Origin of the sequence: Albidovulum aestuarii (assembly GCF_029961185.1) — a bacterium.
In the GTDB taxonomy this organism is placed as follows: domain Bacteria; phylum Pseudomonadota; class Alphaproteobacteria; order Rhodobacterales; family Rhodobacteraceae; genus Albidovulum; species Albidovulum aestuarii.
In genome coordinates, this window is record NZ_JASBQQ010000008.1 from 41,687 (window position 1) to 63,459 (window position 21,773).

The 21,773-nt window shown below is 62.5% G+C and carries 17 protein-coding genes; 5 read left to right on the forward strand and 12 right to left on the reverse strand.

Features of this window, described 5'->3' with window-relative positions; all coding sequences use genetic code 11:
* Positions 1-390: 390 nt before the first annotated feature.
* The 9 genes from QKW60_RS16405 to QKW60_RS16445 form a co-directional block, all read right to left on the reverse strand.
* Complete coding sequence (locus QKW60_RS16405; RefSeq protein ID WP_282370258.1) at positions 391-1,089, reverse strand: YjbF family lipoprotein; 699 nt, start codon at positions 1,087-1,089, stop codon at positions 391-393.
* Entirely contained in the window at positions 1,086-3,194 is a 2,109-nt protein-coding gene (locus QKW60_RS16410; protein WP_282370260.1) for a YjbH domain-containing protein, read from the reverse strand. The genes QKW60_RS16405 and QKW60_RS16410 overlap by 4 nt, the downstream gene beginning before the upstream one ends.
* Before the next feature lie 204 nt (positions 3,195-3,398).
* Positions 3,399-4,547: an iron-containing alcohol dehydrogenase gene (locus QKW60_RS16415; protein ID WP_282370261.1), complete on the reverse strand. Its 1,149-nt coding sequence runs from the start codon at positions 4,545-4,547 to the stop codon at positions 3,399-3,401.
* Positions 4,544-5,932: an aldehyde dehydrogenase family protein gene (locus QKW60_RS16420; RefSeq protein WP_282370262.1), complete on the reverse strand. Its 1,389-nt coding sequence runs from the start codon at positions 5,930-5,932 to the stop codon at positions 4,544-4,546. The genes QKW60_RS16415 and QKW60_RS16420 overlap by 4 nt, the downstream gene beginning before the upstream one ends.
* Before the next feature lie 37 nt (positions 5,933-5,969).
* A complete protein-coding gene (locus QKW60_RS16425; RefSeq protein WP_282370263.1) occupies positions 5,970-7,334 on the reverse strand; it encodes a glutamine synthetase family protein in 1,365 nt (454 codons plus the stop codon).
* Positions 7,335-7,484: 150 nt separating this feature from the next.
* Positions 7,485-8,519, reverse strand: coding sequence for a TRAP transporter substrate-binding protein (locus tag QKW60_RS16430; protein ID WP_282370265.1), 1,035 nt, complete (start codon positions 8,517-8,519; stop codon positions 7,485-7,487).
* A gap of 49 nt (positions 8,520-8,568) precedes the next feature.
* The gene (locus QKW60_RS16435) at positions 8,569-9,897 is read right to left on the reverse strand and encodes a TRAP transporter large permease (RefSeq protein WP_282370267.1); all 1,329 of its coding nucleotides are present in this window, start codon (positions 9,895-9,897) and stop codon (positions 8,569-8,571) included.
* The gene (locus QKW60_RS16440) at positions 9,894-10,403 is read right to left on the reverse strand and encodes a TRAP transporter small permease subunit (RefSeq protein WP_282370269.1); all 510 of its coding nucleotides are present in this window, start codon (positions 10,401-10,403) and stop codon (positions 9,894-9,896) included. The genes QKW60_RS16435 and QKW60_RS16440 overlap by 4 nt, the downstream gene beginning before the upstream one ends.
* Position 10,404: 1 nt before the next feature.
* Entirely contained in the window at positions 10,405-11,190 is a 786-nt protein-coding gene (locus QKW60_RS16445; protein ID WP_282370271.1) for an N-formylglutamate amidohydrolase, read from the reverse strand.
* Positions 11,191-11,333: 143 nt separating this feature from the next.
* On the opposite strand from QKW60_RS16445, the gene QKW60_RS16450 reads away from it, so the two are divergent.
* Both QKW60_RS16450 and QKW60_RS16455 read left to right on the forward strand, forming a co-directional pair.
* Positions 11,334-12,206, forward strand: coding sequence for a MurR/RpiR family transcriptional regulator (locus tag QKW60_RS16450; RefSeq protein WP_282370273.1), 873 nt, complete (start codon positions 11,334-11,336; stop codon positions 12,204-12,206).
* Between the two features lie 123 nt (positions 12,207-12,329).
* Positions 12,330-12,803 carry a BrnA antitoxin family protein gene (locus QKW60_RS16455; RefSeq protein WP_282370275.1) on the forward strand — a complete coding sequence of 158 codons (474 nt, stop codon included), beginning with the start codon at positions 12,330-12,332 and terminating at the stop codon, positions 12,801-12,803.
* Positions 12,804-12,878: 75 nt separating this feature from the next.
* On the opposite strand, the gene QKW60_RS16460 is transcribed toward QKW60_RS16455, so the two are convergent.
* Positions 12,879-13,793 (reverse strand): Abi family protein, encoded by a 915-nt coding sequence (locus QKW60_RS16460; RefSeq protein ID WP_282370276.1) that lies wholly within the window; start codon positions 13,791-13,793, stop codon positions 12,879-12,881.
* Positions 13,794-14,130: 337 nt separating this feature from the next.
* Between QKW60_RS16460 and QKW60_RS16465 the strand changes: the two genes are divergently transcribed.
* On the forward strand, positions 14,131-14,514 hold the full coding sequence (locus QKW60_RS16465; protein WP_282370277.1) for a hypothetical protein: 384 nt from the start codon (positions 14,131-14,133) through the stop codon (positions 14,512-14,514).
* A gap of 139 nt (positions 14,515-14,653) precedes the next feature.
* On the opposite strand, the gene QKW60_RS16470 is transcribed toward QKW60_RS16465, so the two are convergent.
* Together QKW60_RS16470 and QKW60_RS16475 are read right to left on the reverse strand one after the other, a co-directional pair.
* Complete coding sequence (locus QKW60_RS16470) at positions 14,654-17,518, reverse strand: DNA translocase FtsK (protein ID WP_282370278.1); 2,865 nt, start codon at positions 17,516-17,518, stop codon at positions 14,654-14,656.
* Positions 17,519-17,529: 11 nt separating this feature from the next.
* The gene (locus QKW60_RS16475) at positions 17,530-18,708 is read right to left on the reverse strand and encodes an aminotransferase class I/II-fold pyridoxal phosphate-dependent enzyme (RefSeq protein WP_282370279.1); all 1,179 of its coding nucleotides are present in this window, start codon (positions 18,706-18,708) and stop codon (positions 17,530-17,532) included.
* Between the two features lie 306 nt (positions 18,709-19,014).
* On the opposite strand from QKW60_RS16475, the gene QKW60_RS16480 reads away from it, so the two are divergent.
* Both QKW60_RS16480 and QKW60_RS16485 read left to right on the forward strand, forming a co-directional pair.
* Positions 19,015-19,593, forward strand: coding sequence for a DUF2946 family protein (locus QKW60_RS16480; protein WP_282370280.1), 579 nt, complete (start codon positions 19,015-19,017; stop codon positions 19,591-19,593).
* Positions 19,590-21,773, forward strand: coding sequence for a NosR/NirI family protein (locus QKW60_RS16485; RefSeq protein ID WP_282370281.1), 2,184 nt, complete (start codon positions 19,590-19,592; stop codon positions 21,771-21,773). The genes QKW60_RS16480 and QKW60_RS16485 overlap by 4 nt, the downstream gene beginning before the upstream one ends.

A 21,773-nucleotide genomic window follows, 5' to 3' on the forward strand; every position in this document is an offset into this window, starting at 1 on the left:
GGATCTTAAACCAGATCGGATGGTGGGAGAATTTCGAGCCAACGCAACGATTGGGGGCATTATTGGGGGTCTTTTTGTCTGACCGCATTTTTTACATGCACCAAATCAATACCATAGGGTTGAAATCACAGTCCCTTCAGCGCACCATTCTTCCCGGGTCAATCCAAAAACTCCGACATCGTTGCATCCAAGTGCTGCGTCCGTGGGGCGAACGACGTCACGATTATTGATCTTGGTTAATTCACTGGCGACAAGAGCTGCGTCCGGCTTTCAAGGCCCGAGAGCCGGACGCCATTGAGGAAACGGGAGAACCGCAGCATTCGTGCGGTTGATCTTGGACGACGACCCCGTTCTGCGGATCCTGTGTTCCAGTCCCGGTATCGCCCCCCGTCAAGGGCGGACAAGCTGCACTGTGACATGGCCCAGCGCCGGGCCGATCCATTGCCGCGAGAGTGCGATCGTGCCGTTGCCGGTCACCCAGTAGCTGTTCGTCACCGTCAGCGACTGACCCTTCGCCAGACAGGTTTCGTCGATCTGAACCGTGGCATAGCTCGTCCCGGCAAAGCTGAGCGTCTTTGCCGCACCGGGCTGATAAGTGCAGGTCATCGGCAAGGGCCGTTCGCGCCACTCGCCGTCGAGATAGCGATACGAGCGGTCGCTGGTCCCCGACCGCCGTCCGGTGATCAGCGCGACAGAGTTCCCGGTGTCAGACGACATCAGGTCAAACCCAAGCCCGCGTGAGGCGATCAGCACGCCGCCTCGTAACGACAGGGTCTGCTTGTTCGGTGTGGAATAGGTGCGCACCGGCCCGTTGCGGCCGTATTCGCCAAGGACGGTCATCAGCCCGGTGTTCTCGATCTGGGCGAGGATCAGCGGTCCGTCGAACGAGGCCTTTGCCGCGGCGGCCATCTGTTCGGGATCGGGCGTTTGGGCGGGCGTCTTGCCCGCGCGCATCTTGGCGGCGATGGTCTTTGCCGCGCCCAAAGCGGCGCGGCCGCCTTCGGTCTGTGACCGGTCGCTGCCGCAGGCCGCCAGAAGCACAGAAAGAGAGACGAGCAAGGCCGACCTTGCCGGAAAACGCCCGATCACCGCCAGAACCTCCCCCACTGGATTTGCATGTCGCCCTGGTGGGTGTCGCGGATCGTCTGGTACAACCGGCCTTCAACGTCGAGCCGTGCACCACCATCGCGGTTCAGGGGCTTGATCACGGTCGACACCTTGGTGCGCGTGGACTGGCCTGTGACCCAGGCAACGGGGATCGTCAGCCGGATACCCTTGTCGAACGAGCCCTCACCAAACTCAGCCGAAGAGAGGTCGGTGACGGTCGCATAGGCGCCGACCTTCCAGCCATTGGCAAATTCGCGGTCCAGCGTGAAGGTCGCGCCCCAATCACCGACCAGATAGCGCCCGGCGTCGATCTGGCCGTGGAAGCCATTGCCGAAATCGTAATAAGCCGACACATGGCCAGTCGTCGTCTCATAGTCCCGGAACGAAAACAGCGTGTCGAAGTCACGCTGCTTGACCCGGTTTACCTCGACGCCGAGGGCAAAGGGGCTGTCGACGCGCTTCCACAGAAGCTCGCCCGAAATGCCGCCATACATGCGTTCCAGAAGACCGACGGTGACGCGCCCGTAAAGGTTGGGGGCGGGCCGTGAATACCAGGCGAAGGTCAGGTTGTGGAGCGCGGGGTCGCCCTCTTTCTGGTACTCGACAAGGTCAGACCGGACGTGGTGCACGATCGAATCCGACACCCGGGTCGACTGGTCGAGATTGCCGATCAGTTTCTTGCGAACCTTGCCCGACAGGACCAGGCCGGGTGCGAATTCATAGCGGCCCTTGAGCTGAAGCCCGGCATCGGCGCGTACCGGATCGTCGGGGTCGAAGACCGACATTTCGGCATAGGGCGTCAGCGCCCAGCTGAACCGGGGATAGACGCCCGGCGTCTGGACGAGGCCCTCGTCCGGGCCATTCAGGGGGTCGCTGAACTCTGCCGTGCGCAGCATCTTAAAGGCGGCGTCGCTTTCCAGTGCTTCGATATCACTGCGCTGGAGCGTGACCGACGAGGTTGGGATGCCGTTCGCGACCGAGGTGATGACAAAGGTTTCGACCGAGGACGGCACGGCGCGGGTCAGAATGCGGGCGGTGCGGCCCACTGCCTGCGGCTGGGTCAGGTGGCGTTCGTTGCGCACGCGCACTTCGGCCCTTGTCGTCGAGAGCGACATGCTTTCGAGGATCTGACCGTCATTCTCAAGCGCCTTGGCAATCGCTGCCTGAACGCCCGGCTGCACCTCGGGGTCGTTGACCCAGTCGGACCCCCAGCCCTCCGGATCGGCGGCACGGGTGGGCCGTGGCCGAACCGGGAGCGGTGCGGTTTCCAGACCGCTCGGCGCCACCGGCCGACGCGGGTCGATGGCGAGGTTGAACTGAAGCCCGACCTCGGACCCGTAAAGATAGTAACCCGACAGGCTGGCCGTCCGGTTGATCGCGTAGTTGAAGCCGAGATTGACTGAACTGTCGCGGTTGAATGTTCCGGCGGCGGTTTCCGTATCATAGGCGTCAGACGAGTATTCCGCCTTGAGGCTCAGCTTGTCGGTGGCTTGCCACGCAAGGCCAAAGAAGGGTGCTGCCGGTCCGCGGAACCACTGGTCGGTATTGGCCTTGCCACCCTCACCGAAATCCAGCGGCGGGCGGTCGCCGAACGGGCTGCCGATATCGCCATTGCTGCCGAGCCGGCCCCAGCCAAGGCCCGCCGTCGCCTTGAAGCGCGGGGTGATGGTCTTGGTGGCAACGAGGTATTCGCCGGAATAGATGCCGGTTCCCACGAAGTCGCGCAGACCGACGGCGACTGCGGGGCGCCAGCCCTTTTCGTCGAGAATCCGGTAGTGAAGATCGAAAGAACGGTCGTAAAGGTCCGATCCGCCCGTGAAGACGTCCGGCACCCGGGAATAGCGGAAGGCCCCCGACAGACGGTCGGTGACCTGGAAGGTCGCCGTCATCCTGAGACCGCCCTCAAACCGGAACAACGTCGCGCCAAGCGTGCCTTCCGGCGCGCTTTCGGCGGTCGGCATGTCAATCAGGCCCGGAAGGCCGAACGTGCCCGGTGTCTGCTGCAAGATCGGATCGGCATAGGCCATCACCGCGCCGAATGTCGCGGCCCCCGCCAGTGCCAGTCTTGCGCTATGCTGCCCCCGCAACCTGCTCTCCATTCTTGGTTTGGGGGCACTATACATGCTTGGCGGTGCGCCTCCAGAGGCAAGCTTACCCCAACGTGTCTTTCGGACGGTCTGCCGCCAGTGCTTTTGCAAAAATGCAACGAAAGCCCCGTATGGCGGGCGGGCGGCTTTCGTATGGCATGCGTACAGCCTCCGTCCCGACAGGTGTCGGGACGGAGGTGGTGCTTACATGCAGGCCTGATAGAGCGCGCGGGTATTGTCGCGCGTCATCTCGACCGGGTTGCCGCTGCAGGACGGGTCTTCGAGCGCCATTTCGGTCAGTTCGTCGAGCCGCGATGCCTCGACCCCCATCGCTGTGAGGTTTTCGGGGATGGACAGTTCGGCCCGAAGGTCCATGACCCGTGCCCGGAAGCCGTCAAAGCCGCCCTTGATGCCAAGATAGGCGGCGGCTTGTTCGATGCGGCCTTCGATGGCGTGGCGGTTGAAGTCCAGAACCATCGGCATCACCACAGCGTTTGTGGTGCCGTGATGGGTGCCGTAGACTGCGCCGACCGGGTGGGAGAGCGAGTGGATCGCCCCCAGCCCCTTCTGGAAGGCCACCGCACCCATGGCGGCGGCGCTCATCATATGGGCGCGTGCCTCCAAATCGGTCGGGTTGGCATAGACCTTCGGCAGGTTCTCGAACACGAGCCGCATGCCTTCCAGCGCGATGCCCTGCGACATCGGGTGGTAGAAGGGTGAAGAATAGGCCTCAAGGCAGTGGGCGAGCGCGTCCATGCCGGTACCTGCGGTGATGAAGCGCGGCATCCCCACGGTTAGTTCGGGGTCGCAGATCGTGACGGCGGGCAGGAGTTTCGGGTGGAAGATGATCTTCTTCTTATGGGTCGCGGAATTGGTCAGAACGCCCGCGCGGCCGACTTCCGATCCGGTGCCCGCCGTGGTCGGCACGGCGATGATCGGGGCGATGGTCGCGGGGTTGGCGCGGGTCCACCAGTCGCCGATATCCTCAAGCTCCCACACGGACACTTTCTGGTCGACCATCAGCGCGACCATCTTGCCAAGATCGAGCGCCGAGCCACCGCCGAAACAGACGACGCCGTCATGGCCCCCGGCGCGGTAGACCTTCAGCCCGGCCTCCATGTTCATCTCATTGGGGTTCGGATCAACCTCGGAAAAGACCGCGCGGCCGAGGCCGGCAGCGTCGAGGATATCGAGCGCCTGCGCCGTGATCGGCAGAGCGGCAAGCGCCTTGTCGGTGACGAGCAGGGGCTTCTTCATGCCCACGGCCTTGCAGTGATCGGCAAGTTCCCTGATGCGGCCGGGGCCGAATTTGACGGCGGTCGGATAGGACCAGTTGGCGGTGGGCGCGGTCATGTTTTCACCTTGCGGAAGTGATAGGAACGGGGACGGGTGACGGATTGGTAGCCGAGCTTGGAAAGACCGATGCCACGGCCGGTATCCTTACAGCCGGTCCAGCAGATCGCCGGATCAAGGTAGTCGGCGCGGTTCATGAAGACGGTGCCCGTGTCGATCTTGCGCGCAATGTTCCAGGCGCGGTCCTGATCCTGAGTCCAGAGGCTGGCGGTCAGGCCATAGGGGCTGTCGTTCATGAGGGCGAGCGCTTCCTCGTCGGACTTCACCGGCATGATGCCGACGACGGGACCGAAGCTCTCCTCGGTCATCACCCGCATGGAGTGATCGACGTTGACCAGAACCTGCGGCATCAGATACGCCCCGCCATCATCTGCCGGGAAGTTCTGCCGTTCGATCAGGGTCTTGGCGCCTGCGGCCACGGCCTCTTCGGTCTGGGCGCGGACAGTGGCGGCGAAACGCTTGTTGGCCATCGGCCCGAGCGTGGTTTCGGCATCGAACGGGTTGCCGAGTTTCAGCGTATTGACCCAGTTCACCGCCTTTTCGACGAAGTCGTCAAAAAGCCTGTGGTTTACGTAGATGCGTTCGATCCCGCAGCAGCACTGGCCTGCATTGTACATCGCGCCATCCATCAGCGTATCGACGGCCCAGTCGAGATCGGCATCCTCCATCACGTAGCCGGGGTCCTTGCCGCCGAGTTCGAGCCCGAGCGCGGTGAAGGTGCCCGCTGCGGCCCGTTCGATGGCCTGCCCGCCGCCGACGGAGCCGGTGAAGTTCACGAAGCCGAAGGAGCGGTCGGCGATGAGTTTCTCGGTCCCTGAATGGTCGAGGACGATGTTCTGGAACACATCCTCGGGCACGCCCGCCTTGTGCAGCGCCTCGGCGATGCGGTCGCCGACGACGAGGGTCTGGCTGGCATGTTTCAGGATGACCGAATTCCCGGCGATGAGCGCCGGGACGATGGTGTTCATCGCGGTCATGTAGGGGTAGTTCCAGGGTGCCACGACGAAGACAACGCCATGGGGCGCGAATTCGATGCGGCGGGCGAAGGTGCCACTGTCCTCAACCACCATTGGCGCAAGCGCCTCAGCCGCGATCCCGGCCATGAAGTTCGAGCGTTCATTGAGACCGCCGAACTCACCGCCGAAGCGCGTCGGGCGGCCCATCTGCCAGGCCAGTTCCTCGACAATCCGGTCCTTGTCGGCGTTCAGGTTGGCGACCCCCGCCTGCACCATCTTTATGCGGTCCTCAAGGGGGCGGGCGGCCCATGCGCCCTGCGCCGCCTTGGCCCGCGCCACTGAGGCTGCCGCCGCCTCCGGCGACAGGGGCGCGCGTTCGGCATAGACCCGCCCGTCCACGGGCGAGATACATTGGATCATCTTGGTCATTTGGTCCTCACTCGGCGCCCGGTGGCGCCCGTTATCCTCAGAGCCGTTCAAAGCCCCGTTTCAATTCCCAGTCGGTCACGACGCGGTTCTGTTCGTGAATCTCCCACTCCGCCGCATGGACGTAGTGATCCACCACGTCGTCGCCGAACGCAGCGCGCAGCATCTCGGACTTGTTCATCAGGCTCGCCGCCTCGCCCAGAGTGTGCGGAATCTCGCGCACGCGCTTGGCGTGGTAGATGTCGCCGGTGATCGCGGGTTCCAGTTCCAGTTTCTGTTCGATCCCGGCCAGACCCGCCGCCAGCAGACCGGCGCAGGCGAGGTAGGGGTTGAGGTCGGCCCCGCCGATCCGGCATTCGACACGGATCGCCTTGGTGTTCTCGCCACAGACGCGGAAGCCCGCCGTGCGGTTGTCGAAGCTCCAGACCGCCTTGGTGGGGGCAAACATGCCGACGACGAAGCGCTTGTAGCTGTTGATATAGGGCGCGAGGCAGAGGGTGAATTCGCGGGCATAGGTCAGTTGCCCGGCCACGTAATGGCGCATCAGGTCCGACATGCCATGCGGGTCCTTCTCATCCCGGAAAGCGGGCTTGCCGTTCTTCCACAGGGACTGGTGCACATGGCTCGACGAGCCCGCCTTTTCATGGCTGTATTTGGCCATGAAAGTCACCGCGCGGCCCTTCTGGAAGGCGATTTCCTTTACGCCATTCTTGATGATGGCGTGCATGTCGGCGGTGTCCATCGCGTCGGAATACTTCGCGTTGATCTCTTCCTGCCCGACTTCCGCCTCTCCCTTGGAGTTTTCGATCGGAATGCCTGCACCCCAAAGCCCGTTGCGGATCGCCCGCATCACGCTTTCTTCCTTGGTCGTGCCAAAGATCGAATAGTCGATATTGTGGCGGCCAAGGGCCTGAAGGTTCTGGTAGCCCCGGTCATTCAGGTCGTCGAAGCTGTCCTGAAAAAGGAAGAACTCCAGCTCCGTCGCCATCATCGCGTCAAAGCCCATCTTCTTGGCGCGGGCGATCTGCCGTTTCAGGATCGCGCGGGGGGAAACGGCGACTTCCTCATGCGTGTGATGGTCCAAGAGGTCACAAAGCACCATCGCGGTGCCTTCGAGCCACGGGACATGACGAAGGGTCGAGAGGTCGGGCTTCAGCACGTAGTCGCCGTAACCCTTCGACCAGCTTGCCGACTTGTAGCCGGGCACCGTGTACATCTCGACATCAACGGCCAAGAGGTAGTTGCAGCAATGCGTCTCTTCCCATGCGCCGTCGACGAAATGCTTCGCGACAAAGCGCTTGCCCATCAGCCGCCCCTGCATGTCGGGGAAACAGGCGAGGACGGTGTCGATCTCACCGGCGGCGACGGCTTTCTTCAGCGCGTCGAATGTCAGATTGGCGGGCATTGAGCCACTCCCTTGTATCAGTCTCTGTCGCGCGGATTTCTTATCCGCCTGGCCCCTGCAGATATCATTTGATCAAATTATTGAACAGCGGGATTCGTACAGTTTCATAAGGTGCCGGGCGGCGGGCTGGCCGCCGCCCGATTGTTGTGATCAGCCGTAACGATAGGGCCGTCCGGCCTTGTCCATCGCCTCATTATAGGCCTTGAAGATGCCGACGATCTTGGCCTTGGTCTCGCTTTCCGCTGCGATCTCTTCCCAGAAATCGCGGGCGGCGGCTTCGACCTGTGCCCATTCCTCGTCGGGAATGGAGGTCAGCTGCATCTTGGTGCCTTCGACGCGCAGCCGCGCCTCGCCCGCCCAGTACCAGTGCTGGCGGTAGTAATGGCTCGAGTCGAAGCAGACGCGCACCAGTTCCTGAAGGTTCGCGGGCAGTTCGTTCCAGCGGTCCATGTTCGAGAAGAAATGGCCGACCCATGCGCCCGAGATGTTGTTGGTCAGGAAGTAGTTGGTCACATCAGCCCAGCCAACCGTGTAATCCTCGGTGATGCCCGACCATGCGACGCCGTCCAGTTCGCCCGTCTGCACGGCAACCTCGATGTCTTCCCACGGCAGCGTGACGGGCACGACGCCGAACTTGGACAGGAACCGGCCAGCGGTCGGGAAGGTGAAGACGCGCTTGCCCTGAAGATCGGCAAGGCTGTTGATCGGGTCCTTGGTTGCAAAGTTGCAGGGGTCCCACGATCCGGCCGAGATATGCTTGACGCCGACTTTTTCGTATTCCGAGGCCCAGATTTCGTTGAGCCCCCAGTTGTGGAAGAGCGCGGGCACGTCGAGCGAATAGCGCGAGCCGAAGGGGAAGTAGCCGCCGAAGACGGTCACCTCGGTCGGTGAGGCCATCGAGTCGTCATCCGACTGCACCGCGTCGATCGTGCCGCGCTGCATCGCCTGAAAGAGCTCGCCTGTCGGTACGAGCTGGTCAGCGAAGTAAAGCTCGATCTCCATCTGGCCTTCAGCGATCTTGTTGAAGCTGTCGATGGCGGGCTTGATCACGTGTTCACCCAGCGCAGCGCCAGCATAGGTCTGAAGCCGCCATTTGATGACGGACTGGCCGTGTACAGCGGGCGCGGCGAGGCCAGCGGCCCCCACTGCGGCGCCAGTGGTCAGGAACTTGCGTCTCGTGGTCATCGGTCTTTCCTCCTTGTTGCAGTTCGGGTTCATCGGCGGTTGACCCGCCTTATTGTTTGTAAAGTGTTTCGGGCAGCCAGAGCGCGATCTCAGGGAACATGATTACAAGCGCCAAGGCGAGGATCATCACGGCCACGAAGGGAATGATGGAGCGGTAGATGTCGGCCAGTGAAATTTCAGGCGGGGCCATGGCCCGCATCAGGAAGAGGTTATAGCCGAAGGGCGGCGTCATGTAGGCGACCTGCGTCGTGATGGTGTAGAGAACACCATACCAGATCAGGTCGAAGCCCAGCGCGTCGACGAGCGGCACATAGAGCGGTGCCACGATCACCAGCATCGCGGTGTCGTCAAGGAACGTGCCCATCAGAAGGAACGTCAGCTGCATGATGATCAGCACGGTCCAGCGGTTCAGGTGCAGGTCCTCAAGGAACAGCCCCTTCAGCGCATCGACCGCGCGGAGCCCGTCGAAGATCGCGCCGAAGGCGAGGGCGGCAAGGATGATCCAGAGGAACATGCAGGAGATGGCCAGTGTGTGACGGGCCGAAGTTTCGAACACCGTCCAGGTCATGCGGCCCTTGACGACGGCGGCAAGAACCGCGGCCAGCGCACCGATGACCGAGCTTTCGACGAGGCGGACATAGCCGGTAACGAAGGGCACCATCATCGCAAGGAAGATGCCAAAGGGCAGTAGCCCGGCGCGCAAGAGGCGGATTTTTTCGGCGCGGCTGACCTGCGCGCGCTCCTCGGCCGACAGGACCGGGCCAAGCGAGGGCGTGATCTTGCAGCGGATCCAGATGTAGATGATGAACATCGCCGCCATCATCAGGCCGGGCAGCACACCGGCGAGCCAGAGCTTGCCCACCGGCTGGCGCGCGATCATCGCGTAAAGCACCAGAACGACCGAGGGCGGGATCAGGATGCCGAGCGACGATCCGGCCTGAATGACGCCCGTCACCATCAGCTTGTCGTAGTTGCGGCGCAGAAGCTCGGGCAGCGCGATCGTGGCCCCGATGGCCATGCCCGCGACCGAAAGCCCGTTCATCGCCGAGATCAGCACCATGAGGAAGATCGTACCGATGGCGAGGCCCCCGGGCACCGGGCCGAACCACACATGGAACATCCGGTACAAGTCGTCGGCCAGCCTGCTTTCGCTGAGGACGTAGCCCATGAAGATGAACATCGGCAGCGTCATCAGGGGGAACCAGCTCATCAGCTTGATGGACTGGGCGAAGGCGATGTCATAACCGCCGCGATCGCCCCAGAGCCAAAGTGCGGCGACCACGGCGACAAAGCCGATCATGCCGAACATCCGCTGGCCCGAGAAAAGGAGGACCAGCATCGCGCCGAACATCGACATGGCGATGAGGTTGGGGGTCATGACAGGTCCTCACCGCGGAGTTTCGCAAGGTCTTTGAAGAAGATCGAGGTGCATTGCAGGATCATCATCACGATGCCCACGCACATCACGACCTTGACCGGCCACATATAGGGCTGCCAGAGCCCGCGGCGCTTTTCGCCGTATTCGATCGCATAGGCGGTGCTTTCGACCGCACCGTAGAGAAGGACGCCGAGATAGAAGATCAGCGCGATAATGGTGATGACATCCACGAGCGCCTTGGTGCGGTCGCTCCAGCGGCTGTAGAAGAGGTCCATCCTGACCGCACTGTCGAGTTGCAGCGAATAGGCACCGCCCAGCATGAAATAGCCCAGAAGCAGGAACTGGCCGGTCTCATCCGTCCAGATCGCCGGGGTCAGCGCCGAGCGTGCGAAGGACGACCAGAGCATGACCCCCATCAGCACGAAGAGAAGGTACATGGCAAAGCGCCCGATGCGGTAATTCACGGCATCGATATACTGCACGAAGGTTCGGGTCCAGTTCGGCATTTCAGGCGGTTGCCTTTCTTTCGGTTGTTCCGATCCGGGTCAGGGCGGCGGTCAAGACGGGGGCAAGCCCGTCGGCCATGGACGCGATGGCAAGATCGTCGGCCAGAAGGTCGTTACGGATCTCAAGCATGACGTGGTGCAGCCCGTAGGGCGTGGCCTGAAGGCGGAGCGTATGGGTGACACCATCGGCGGCCGAGTAGGGCTCGTTCAGGCGGCAGGTTAGGCCGGTGAGGGATTGCGCCTCGGCCAGAACCGCTTCTGCGAAAGTCGGGTCGGCATCGTGGATGATGCCGAGTTCCACCTCGCGGTGTTGGCCGTAATAGACCGGCGTGAAACTGTGCACGGTCACGATGACCGGCGGACTGCCCTTCGCCAGAAGCCGGGCGATTTCGGCGTGAAGGGCGGCGTGGAAGGGCAGATAGATCAGTTCGGTGCGCTGCTGGCGATCCTCTGGTGCCAGGCCCACATTGCCGGGCACTTCGAAGACTTCGCTTTTCGCGGCCATCGCGCCGGGGGCATGGGGCGGGCGGTTCAGATCGTAGACGAGGCGCGAGATGCCCGCGGAAACCAGCGGCGCGTCGAGCGCCTGCGCCAGCCCGCGCGCCAGGCCCAGCGCGCCCGGGTCCCAGGCGATATGCGCCTTGCGGGTTTCCGCATCGAGCCCGAGGGTGCCGAAGGCAGGCGGGAAATGGTTCGAGGCATGTTCGCAGACGATCAGAAACGGCCCGCCTCCCTCGCGGTTCTCGGTCGTCACGACCGGAAGGGTCTTGTCACTGGCCCCCGCCATTCGCCCGAAATCCTCCCCGATTCACTGTCACAAGGCTCCTCCGTCAGCCGCGTTTCTGTCAAGATGTTTTCTTGTTTGGAAATTCTGTTACAATCGTTACGCAAGCAGTACCGGATGGTCGCCGGGCTGAGGGGGAGGACGCGATGCCCGGTGCCACACGAACCATCGAACAGCAGATCAAGGCGCATTTTGATGCGCTGACTCGGGCCGAACGGCAGCTTGCCTCGCACATCACCCGGCACTATCCGGTGGCGGTTCTCGGCTCCATAACAGCACTGGCAAAGGCTGCGGACGTGTCAACGCCAACAGTCGTGCGGCTGGTGCAGAAGCTTGGCTACAAGGGCTATCCGGATTTTCAGATCGTGGTCAGGTCCGAGGTTGAGGAGCGCCTGATTTCCCCCATCACGAAGCATGACCGCTGGGCGGGGGGGGTGCCGGATACGCATATTCTCAACCGGTTTGCGGATGCGGTGGTGGGGAATCTGCAGGCCACTTTGGGCCAGATCGACCATGCCGAATTCGACGCCGTGGCGCGGCTGATGGCCGACAAGGAACGCAAGATCTTTGCCATGGGCGGTCGGATCACCCATGCGATGGCGGATTATTTCGTCACCCATATGAAGGTCATTCGCCCGAATGTGACGCTGATTTCCGACATGTCCAACGCCTGGCCCCCTGCGCTGATCGACATGGGCAAGGGCGATGTGGTGCTGGCTTTTGACATAAGACGCTATGAAAACAACGTGTTATCTCTGGTCGAGATGGCCGCCGATCAGGGGGCGGAGGTGGTGCTGATCACCGACCAATGGGTCTCGCCCGCCGCTGAACGGGCGCGGTACCGGCTGTCGGCGCATATCGAGGTGCCGTCGGCCTGGGACTCGACGGTGGCCATTCAGGTGCTGGTCGAAACGCTGATGGCGGCGGTGCAGAGCCTGACATGGGAAGACACGCAGGCGCGGATGAAACGGCTGGAGGAGCTGTATTCCCGGGCCCGGTTCTTTCGCCGGTCGAAATAGGCCCACATCCGTCCGCTTCGCGTCGGGTATCCGTCTGGCATCCGTCCCGACAGGGCGCGCGGTGGGGGAACCGGGGATTCACCTCCCTCTGCGATGAATGGGGCCCCGCGTTCGGAGGCCGTTATGACCCGACAGACCAAAGCCGAGAAGGAGAGGATCGCCGCCTATCACGAACTGGCCGAGACCATGCGGGGGCTGGAGGCTGACCTGCGCTGGGGGCTGAACGACTCGTTGCGCCTGCCCCATGCGTGGCGGGCGATTGCCGAGGGGCCGGCGGTGCCGGGGAAGGTCAAGGTGACGCTGCGGCTGGATGAGGATGTCGTCGCCTTCTTCCGGGCGATGGGGGCGGGGCACCTGACGCGGATGAACGCGGTCTTGCGGACCTTCATGCTCGCCCGGCTGGCGGGTCTGGTGACGGGGCCGGAGGATGTACGCTACGCGCCCACCCATGCGGAGGAGATGAAGGCGCTGACCCGCGAAATCCTCGACCACGCCATCGCCGAGACCGACGCCCGCGAGGCGCGGGAGAAGGCGGCGGAGGAGAAGAAGGAACTGGAGGGGATGCGGAAGTTCCGGGATTACCGGTTGGGGAAGTGAGGGGGGGGGAGTCGTAGGGCGGGGTTCTACCCCGCCGCTGGGCGGATGGTGGGGTGGAACCCCACCCTACGCTCGCTATTTCCAGATAGCTTCTTGTTCCCAGTTCATCGGAAAGCCAGCCGCATTCAAATCAATGATTGGATTTGTAGGAGCGCGTGTTACAAGGTCAACGACCCGTTTGTGCCACTCAGTCGCAGGATGGATATTCCGCATCATGATGCACATAATGAGAAGGGCACAGTAGAGACGCGTCTGGCTGTGAGTATTGCCCTGAATATGGTCCAGCTCTGGCAGATCTCCCATGGGCGGAAACTTGGGCTGAACTTTTAGACCGCGGTTCCAAAGCCTCGAATGGTGTGCGCATATATTTCGCACGTCATTCAAAGCGTGAACCCAAGTGACCAATTCTTTTCCGGTAAGTTTTCCATAGTGAGATGCGACAGCATTCGTGTCCGAATGGCGCATACCGTCAACGAAATGGGAAAGCATTCCCCAATCCCACACTTCAGTAGCAACCCATATAGGGGGTTGGAGGCCGTTGTATTTCTTACGAAAATGGTCTGCAAAGTCCTCTTTCGACTTGTTGAATTTGTCATCTTGACTGTGAAGCCAGTCCTGATGCCGAGTAAACCTGTTATTTCTACGGCTTCGTTTTGTAGTGAAGTCTCCGTGTAGCTGCGCGGCGCTTCGATGAGCGTGCATGTCACGTGCCCCAAGGAGGTTGGCGACTTGAGCCCGGAGGCAAATCTCAATCCGCTCCAACGCGTCGCTGACAAGAAGACGTAGCTCTTTGTCATATACGTAGAAGTCGATCACCTCCTCGAATTTCGTTCCTGGCACGAACTCGTCGAATGTGTGAAACAGTGGTCTGCCGCGTCCGACGTTTGGCAGAATAAGAAACCGACGGAAGGGATACCAATAGGCGCTTAGGCGATAGTATCCGACCCTTGCCAGACACTGCTTAGCTTTTGAAACATCGCCAATTGCCATCCCGCGAGCCCGCAGGATTGCTATCTGCTCGTCCAAAGTCTTGAAGGGTTTTAAGCCGGGAGCCACAAGTCAACATTACAAAATAAAACCGACCCTTACTACCCTTTCAGGTTGCAGAGGGGCCGGCCATGTCGAGACCATACATATCGTTGATTCGTAAAGAATCAATAGCGTTCGCAACGTTAGTTGTTTCGAACGTCAGGAGACTGTAGCAACAACGCTTAAGCGTTGTTGCTACAGTCTCCTGAGCAATTTGTCAAGTTCATATTGTATTGAAAATGCTGCATATCTTTCGTATCACTACGCATACCTTTGTTTCATAACAGAAAGTGCAACATTGTCTGACGACGAACGCAGCTACTACGAGACGCGACTGATCCGCGAGATCGAAGAGATCGACGCAAGGATCATGGAGCTACGCCGAGAACAAGACGCCCTCAAACGGCAGCTCATGAAGGCTAGGTGGGAGAACAACGCACTAAGGGACGTCACTCGCAAGAACAGCGCCAACCGTGTGATGGTTGAGCAGCGCATCTTGGATGAATTAGGTGAGGCCAGCAAATCGCTTTCCACATCAGCCTTGTACAAGGTCGCCGTTCTAGCAAACTTCGAACTAAAAGCGAACACCTTTCGTACGCACCTCCATCGGCTGAAGGAACGTGGGATGATTGAGTCTCCGAGGCGGGGATACTGGAAGCTGTCAGATAGAAAACCCTCTTAGAGATACCGAACTTCTGTCGCCCCTACTGCTCCGGCACCAGTAAGCCATCGGATGAGCATTCATTGCGCATAGATGTGGCGGGGCGGTGTGAAAGGTGCGCAATCAATGCGCACCCTACGGTGCGGGGTAGAACCCCGCCCTACTGTTCGGGGACGAGGATTTCCCGCTTGCCGACATGGTTGGCCGCCGACACGAGGCCTTCTTCCTCCATCTGCTCCACCAGACGCGCGGCCTTGTTGTAGCCGATGCCGAGCTTGCGCTGAATGTAGCTCGTGCTGACCTTGCGGTCGCGGAGGACGACCTGCACGGCCTGATCGTAGAGCGCGTCCTCGCTGCCGTCGCCTCCGAGGCCGAGGACGAGGTCGATGTCGGCCTCTTTCTCATCATCCGGGCCCTCGACCACGCCGGACATGTATTCGGGGGGGCCGAAGGACTTGAGGTGGGTCACGATCTCCTCCACCTCCTCATCCGAGACGAAGGGCCCGTGGATGCGGGTGATCTTCGATCCCCCGGCCATGTAGAGCATGTCGCCCATGCCGAGGAGCTGTTCGGCGCCCATTTCGCCGAGGATGGTGCGGCTGTCGATCTTCGACGTGACCTGGAAGCTGATCCGGGTCGGGAAGTTGGCCTTGATCGTGCCGGTGATGACATCGACGGAAGGACGCTGCGTCGCCATGATCAGGTGGATGCCGGAGGCGCGGGCCATCTGGGCGAGGCGCTGGATGCAGGCCTCGATCTCTTTCCCGGCCACCATCATCAGGTCGGCCATCTCATCGACGATGACGACGATGTAGGGCAGGGCCTCGGGCTTGAATTCGTCGGTCTCGAAGATCGGGTCGCCGGTTTCCTCGTCAAAGCCGGTCTGGACGGTGCGCTTGAACATCTCGCCCTTGGCGAGCGCCTCACGCACGCGGCCGTTATAGCCCTCGATATTGCGGACGCCCATCTTGGACATCTTGCGGTAGCGCTCCTCCATCTCGCCCACGGTCCATTTGAGGGCCACGACGGCCTTCTTGGGGTCGGTGACGACGGGGGAGAGGAGATGCGGGATGCCGTCATAGACGGAAAGTTCGAGCATCTTGGGGTCGATCATGATCAGCCGGCATTCCTCGGGCGTGAGCTTGTAGAGGAGCGAGAGGATCATGGTGTTGATGGCGACGGACTTGCCCGAGCCGGTGGTGCCGGCGATCAGCAGGTGGGGCATTTTCGCCAGGTTGGCGATGATCGGCTCGCCGGCGATGTCCTTGCCGAGGGCGAGGGGGAGGCGGAGGCCGCTGTCGCCGAAGTCGCGGGCGGAGAGGATCTCGCGCAGGACGACCTTTTCGCGGAAGGCGTTGGGGAGTTCGATGCCGATGACGGTGCGGCCGGGGACGGTGGAGACGCGGGCGGAAAGGGCGGACATGGACCGCGCGATGTCGTCGGAGAGCCCGATGACGCGGCTGGCCTTGAGGCCCGGCGCGGGTTCCAGTTCGTACATGGTGACGACGGGACCGGGGCGGACGGAGACGATTTCGCCCTTCACGCCGTAATCGTCGAGCACGCTTTCGAGCATGCGGGCGTTTTCCTGCAAGGCCTCGTCGGAGAGCGGGCGGCGCTGGACCGAGGAGGGGTTCGCGAGAAGCGAGAGCGGCGGCATTTCGTATTCGGGGCCTGCGGAATCCTCGAAGTTCAGGCGCGGCTGGGCTTCGGCCAGTGCCTGGCGCGAGGGGGCGGGGGCCTTGCGGGTCGTGTGCTGGACGATGCTGCGCTGGCCCGCGGAGGGCGGGGCGCTGTAGGCGTCGTCGTCGAAGGCGTAGTCGTCATTGCCGTCGGGATCGAAGAGCGGCTCGGCGGTCAGAGGGCCCGGCATATCGGCCTCGACCATCGGTGCGCTGGCGCGCTGGCCCGGCATGAAGCGGGGTGCGGCGCTGAGCGGCGGTTCCCCGGCCGTGCGGGCGGTTGTCAGGGGCGGCTCCACCCGCTGGCGCGGCTCGCCATCGGCGACATGGACGGTGCGGGTCTTGACCGCGTCGGCGATGCGGGCGCGGATGCGATCCTCGGGCGGGGCCTCTGCCGTCTGCGCCCAGCGCGAGAGGCGGGGTTCGATGAGTTCGGGTTCGGGATCGGCATGGGCCTCATCCGACCGGCCCAGCGCGAGACCTGCCACGCGGGCCAGAAGGCCGCGTTTCACGGGGGCCTCGGCAACGGGTTCGGCATAACGCGCGTCGGCGCGCAGGACGGCGGCGCGGACGGCCGGGGAAACTGCGGAGGCGTCGTTGCGGTCTTCACGCCAGTCTTCGTCATCCTCCAAGACGGCATCGCGGCGGTTTCGGCTGCGTTCCTGAAGGGCCTGCGCCCCCTTGACCGAAGCGACGGCCCCCTGCCCCAGCATGCGCATGACCCAGTCATATCCGACGATGGTGCCCACCAGCAGGAAGCGCCCGATGGCGTTCACCTCGCGCCGCTCAAACCCCATGACGAAAAGCGTCATGGCCAGTGTGCCGATGGCAAAGAGCAGCGACATGACCTTGAGGCCGAACGTGGCGCTGACCGGCACGATGCCAAGGACCGCACCAAGGACCGTATCGCCGAAAAGCCCGCCAAGGCCGAAACTGTGCTGCCAGTCGGGCCCGCCCGCATGGGTCGAGGCATAGACCGACATCAGCGCAACAGCGATCGGTGCGAAGATGACGCGCGAAAGTGCCCGGTCTTCGCCGCGATGGGTGACGAAACGCACGCCCCAGGCGGCAAGGATCGCGGCGATCCCCCAGGCCCCGTGTCCGGCAATGACGACGAGCGGCAGGGCGATGGCGGCACCGAACCGGCCGAGCAGATTCTGTGCAGGTTCATCGGTCGAGGCGAACCAGCTTGGATCATCGGGCGAGTAGCTTGCCAGCATCAGCACAACCAGAAGGGCGGCCACGCAGAACACGATACCCAGAAGTTCCTTGCCCCGCCGTTCCAGCGCAGCCTGAATGTTCTGGTCCAGAAGCGGATCGCGCTGTCGTGCCTGGTAAGATGCCATACCCTTATCCCTCAACCGTAGAGGCAGTCGCGGAGCATCGTCAGCCCGCGCCGCATTTCTTCTTTTGGAGCTACCATCGCCACGCGAATGTAGCCCTTACCCGGATTATGCCCGCCAACCTCGCGGGCCAGATACGCGCCGGGGAGCACCCTGACCCCCGTCTCGCACCATGATTTCAGCGCCGCTTCCTCTCCGTCATCGACGGGCAGCCAGAGGAAGAAGCCGCCTTCGGGGCCCTGATAGCCCTGCACATTCGCGAACACCTTGTCCGCGATGGTGAATTTTTCCTGATAGAGCGCGCGGCTGGCGTCCACATGCGCCTCGTCGCCCCATGCCTTTTCCGAGACATGCTGGACGGGTAGCGGCAGGGGCGATCCGCCATAGGCGCGCAACTGGCGGAAGCGTCTGATCGCTTCGGCCCCGCCGGCGACGAAACCCGAACGGAGACCCGCAAGGTTCGAGCGTTTCGAAAGCGAATTCATGACCACGACCCGTTCGGGATCGGCGCCAATCTCATCCGCGACCTGAAGGGCGCCAACAGGTGGCTGGTCGCGCCAGATCTCGGAATAACATTCATCGGACAGAAGGATGAAATCGTGTTTCTCGGCCAGGTGCAGCACCTCGGCGATGTAGTCGCGATGCGCGACAGCACCCTGCGGGTTCGCGGGCGAGCAGAGATAGGCGAGCGCGGTGCGGTCGAGGATGTCCTTGGGCAGGCTTGTGTAATCCGGCAGGAAGCCGGTGGCGGGGCCTGCGGGTACATAGACGGGTTCGGCACCCACGCTGAGCGCAGCGGCGGAATAGGGTTGATAGAACGGGTTCGGCATGAGGACGACCGGCTGCTGACCGTTCTTCACCTCGGGGCAAAGCGCCATGCAGGCATCGAACAGCCCTTCGCGCGTACCGTTCAGCGGCATGATCCGGTCCGGTGGCAGGTCGACGCCGTAGCGCAGGCGGAGCCAGCCCGCGATGGCGGCCAGAAGCCCCGGCGTGCCATCGTTCGGGGGGTATTTGCCGAATTCGTTCAGATGGGCTTGCAGGATCGGTCCGACGAAATCGGGAACGGCATGGCGCGGCTCGCCGATGGTCATGACAATGGGCTCGCCCCCCGGTTCGTGGTGGTCGAGCAACGTCCGCAATCGCGGAAACGCGTAATCTGGCAGGTTCGAAAACCGCTCGGGAAACGCCATTTCTGCCTCAATTCGCGGGGTCGTAACGCCCCGTTTTGATGGCAGATTAGCGGGCTGGACAGGGCTGGTCCAGAAAAACCAACGCCTTGACAGGGGCGGCGGGTGCGGATTGTGGCTTTTGCGTCGTTTGCGGTGGGAGGAGCGGCAGGGTGGCCAGGTTCGGGTGGCGGCCTGTGATGGTGCGCACTTGCTGCGGAGCGGCAATTTTCTGCGGATGCGAATATACCGCAACGCCCGTGACGAAAGTCAAGGCATCCGGCGGTTGCAGGTGAAAGTGTCCCGGTCGTGCCGATCCCGGCACAGAACATGCCGCAGCAAGACGATATGCACCGCACCGCATGGAACCAGATCAGAGACCTGACGAGACGGCCAATGGGTCGCAGCGGCATGTTCTGTAGTGTCCGCCTTTTGATCGTGCTGGCAATCGCGCTGGCTGTCGGGTTTGCCGGTGGCCCGCGCGTGCATGCCATGGGTGTCGCTGGAGACGCCGTGGCAATGGTGATCTGTTCGGAAGACGGTGCGCAGACGATTTATGTGAGCGCCGACGGAACCCCCGTGCCGCGTGGATCGGACTGCGCCAAGTGCCCTTTGTGCATCGCGCTTTCCGTTCCCGGCCTGATCGGGTCCGAAGCCTCGGGACATGCCCGGCTATCGCGCCGCTATCGAGGCGTTCGCCCTGCGACAATTGCCTTGCGCACACCCCGCTACATGCGTCGGCAATCGCGGGGGCCCCCGTCCGACAAACCACAGCGACTTGATCCGGCACAGGCTGCCCCGGTGTGTATGCATCTTTCGGTAGCCGGAACGGGCTTCATCGAAGCCGGTTCGACCGATCTTGGACCGCGCCGGACTTGCGGGCAACATTTCAAGGATGCCCGTCAATGAATTGGTTCCGAGTTCTCCTCAGCCTGACCGTTTTCTGGTTTGCCGCGCTTCCGGCGGCAGCGGAAACGGTGCTTTCCAAGTTCCTGCCCGAGATTTCAGCCGGTGCGCTCGTGCAGGGGGCCGATGGGTTCGGCGCGCCGCGGGAAGATGTTGCGGTGGCCCCCGTGCTGAAGGGCGGCGAGACCATCGGCTGGGCCTTCGTCACCAGCGATTTCGTCGGCACGACGGGATATTCCGGCAAGCCGATCCACACGATGGTGGCCGTCGACAAGGATGCGCGGATCATCGGCGTCCAGTTGGTGAAGCATTCCGAACCCATCGTCCTGATCGGCATTCCGGATTCGAAGATGAAGGAGATGGCCGCCGGTTATGTCGGCCTTGATCTCGTCGAAGAGGCGGAATCGGGCGGCACTGCCCACGATGTCGACATCATCTCAGGCGCGACGGTCACGGTGATGGTGATCGACGATTCCATCGTGCGGTCGGGCCTGAAGGTGGCCCGAGCGCTTGGTCTTGGCGGCCTTAGGCCTGAGGAAAAGGCCAGCGGTCCCGTCTATGAGCTCAACCCCGAGGCCACTGCCCCGCAGGGCTGGATGGAGATGGAGGGCGACGGCACGCTCCGCCGGTTGTCCCTGGATGCGGGGCAGGTCAACGGGGCCTTTGCCGCGCTTGCAGACCAGCGCGCAGCCGAACGCCCGCTGACCGTACCCGACGAGACGACATTCATCGAGATGCAGACGGCGCTGGTATCGGTGCCCGCGATCGGCAAAGCGATCCTCGGCGAGGCGGAATACGCCAACCTCACCGGGTGGCTGAAGCCGGGCGAGCATGCGATCGTGATCGTCGGTCGGGGCCTTTATAGCTTCAAGGGTTCGGGTTATGTGCGCGGCGGGATCTTCGACCGGATCGTGCTGATCCAAGGCGATATCTCCGTCCGGTTCCGTGACCGCATGCACAAACGCCTGATGGCGGTGGCGGCGGATGGCGCACCGGTCTTTGCTGAGACCGACATCTTCAAGATCCCCGCCGATGCGGGCTTCGATCCGACGCAACCCTTCCGCATCCAGCTTCTGGTGCAGCGCGAGGTTGGGGCGATCGAAAAGCTCTTCACGACGTTCGACCTCGGCTACCAACTGCCGCAATCCTACCTGCGCCCTGTTGCGGTTGCGCCGGTGGCCGAACCCTCTGCCGCCGAGGGGATTGCCGGGCAGGAGGAAAGCGCGGCGCAGGCCGAATTGTGGAAGAGGATCTGGCTGGGATCGCAGACCGAGATCGCGGTTCTCGGCGCGATGCTTTTCGTCCTGACGGCGGTTTTCTTCTTCCAGACCTGGGCCACACGGAATGCGCGGGCCTTCTTCTGGTTCCGCATCGCCTATCTGACGGCTACCCTCGTCTTCCTCGGCTGGTACGCCAACGCGCAACTGTCGGTCGTAAACCTGATGGCCCTGTTCGGCGCGCTGGTATCGGGGTTCAGCTGGCAGGCCTTCCTGCTCGACCCGCTGACCTTCATCCTGTGGTTCTCGGTCGCTGCGGCGCTGCTTTTCTGGGGGCGGGGCGCCTATTGCGGCTGGCTTTGTCCCTTCGGCGCGCTGCAAGAGCTCATGAACCGCGCGGCCAAGGCCCTGCACATCCCGCAATGGACCCTGCCCTGGGGTCTACACGAACGGCTATGGCCGCTTAAATACATGATTTTCCTTGGTCTTTTCGGCGTATCGCTGATGAGCATCGAACAGGCCGAGCATCTGGCCGAGGTGGAGCCCTTCAAGACCGCGATCATTCTGAAATTCGTCCGCGCCTGGCCCTTTGTCGCCTATGCGGCGGCGCTCTTGATCGCGGGGCTTTTCGTCGAGCGGTTCTATTGCCGCTATCTCTGCCCGCTCGGCGCGGCTTTGGCAATTCCGGCGCGGCTGAGGATGTTCGACTGGCTCAAGCGGTATCACGAATGCGGTCACCCCTGTCAGACCTGCGCCAATGAATGCCCGGTGCAGGCCATTCACCCGACCGGCGAGATCAATCCGAACGAATGCGTGAACTGCCTGCATTGCCAGCTTTTGTACCAGTCCACGACCAAGTGCCCGGTCGTCATCAGGAAAGCGAAGCGGCGCGACAGCGTTGCCGCCTCGCCTGCCCCTGATCTCGGGCATCACCCCAACTCACCCAAACCACAGGCTTCCAGTTGA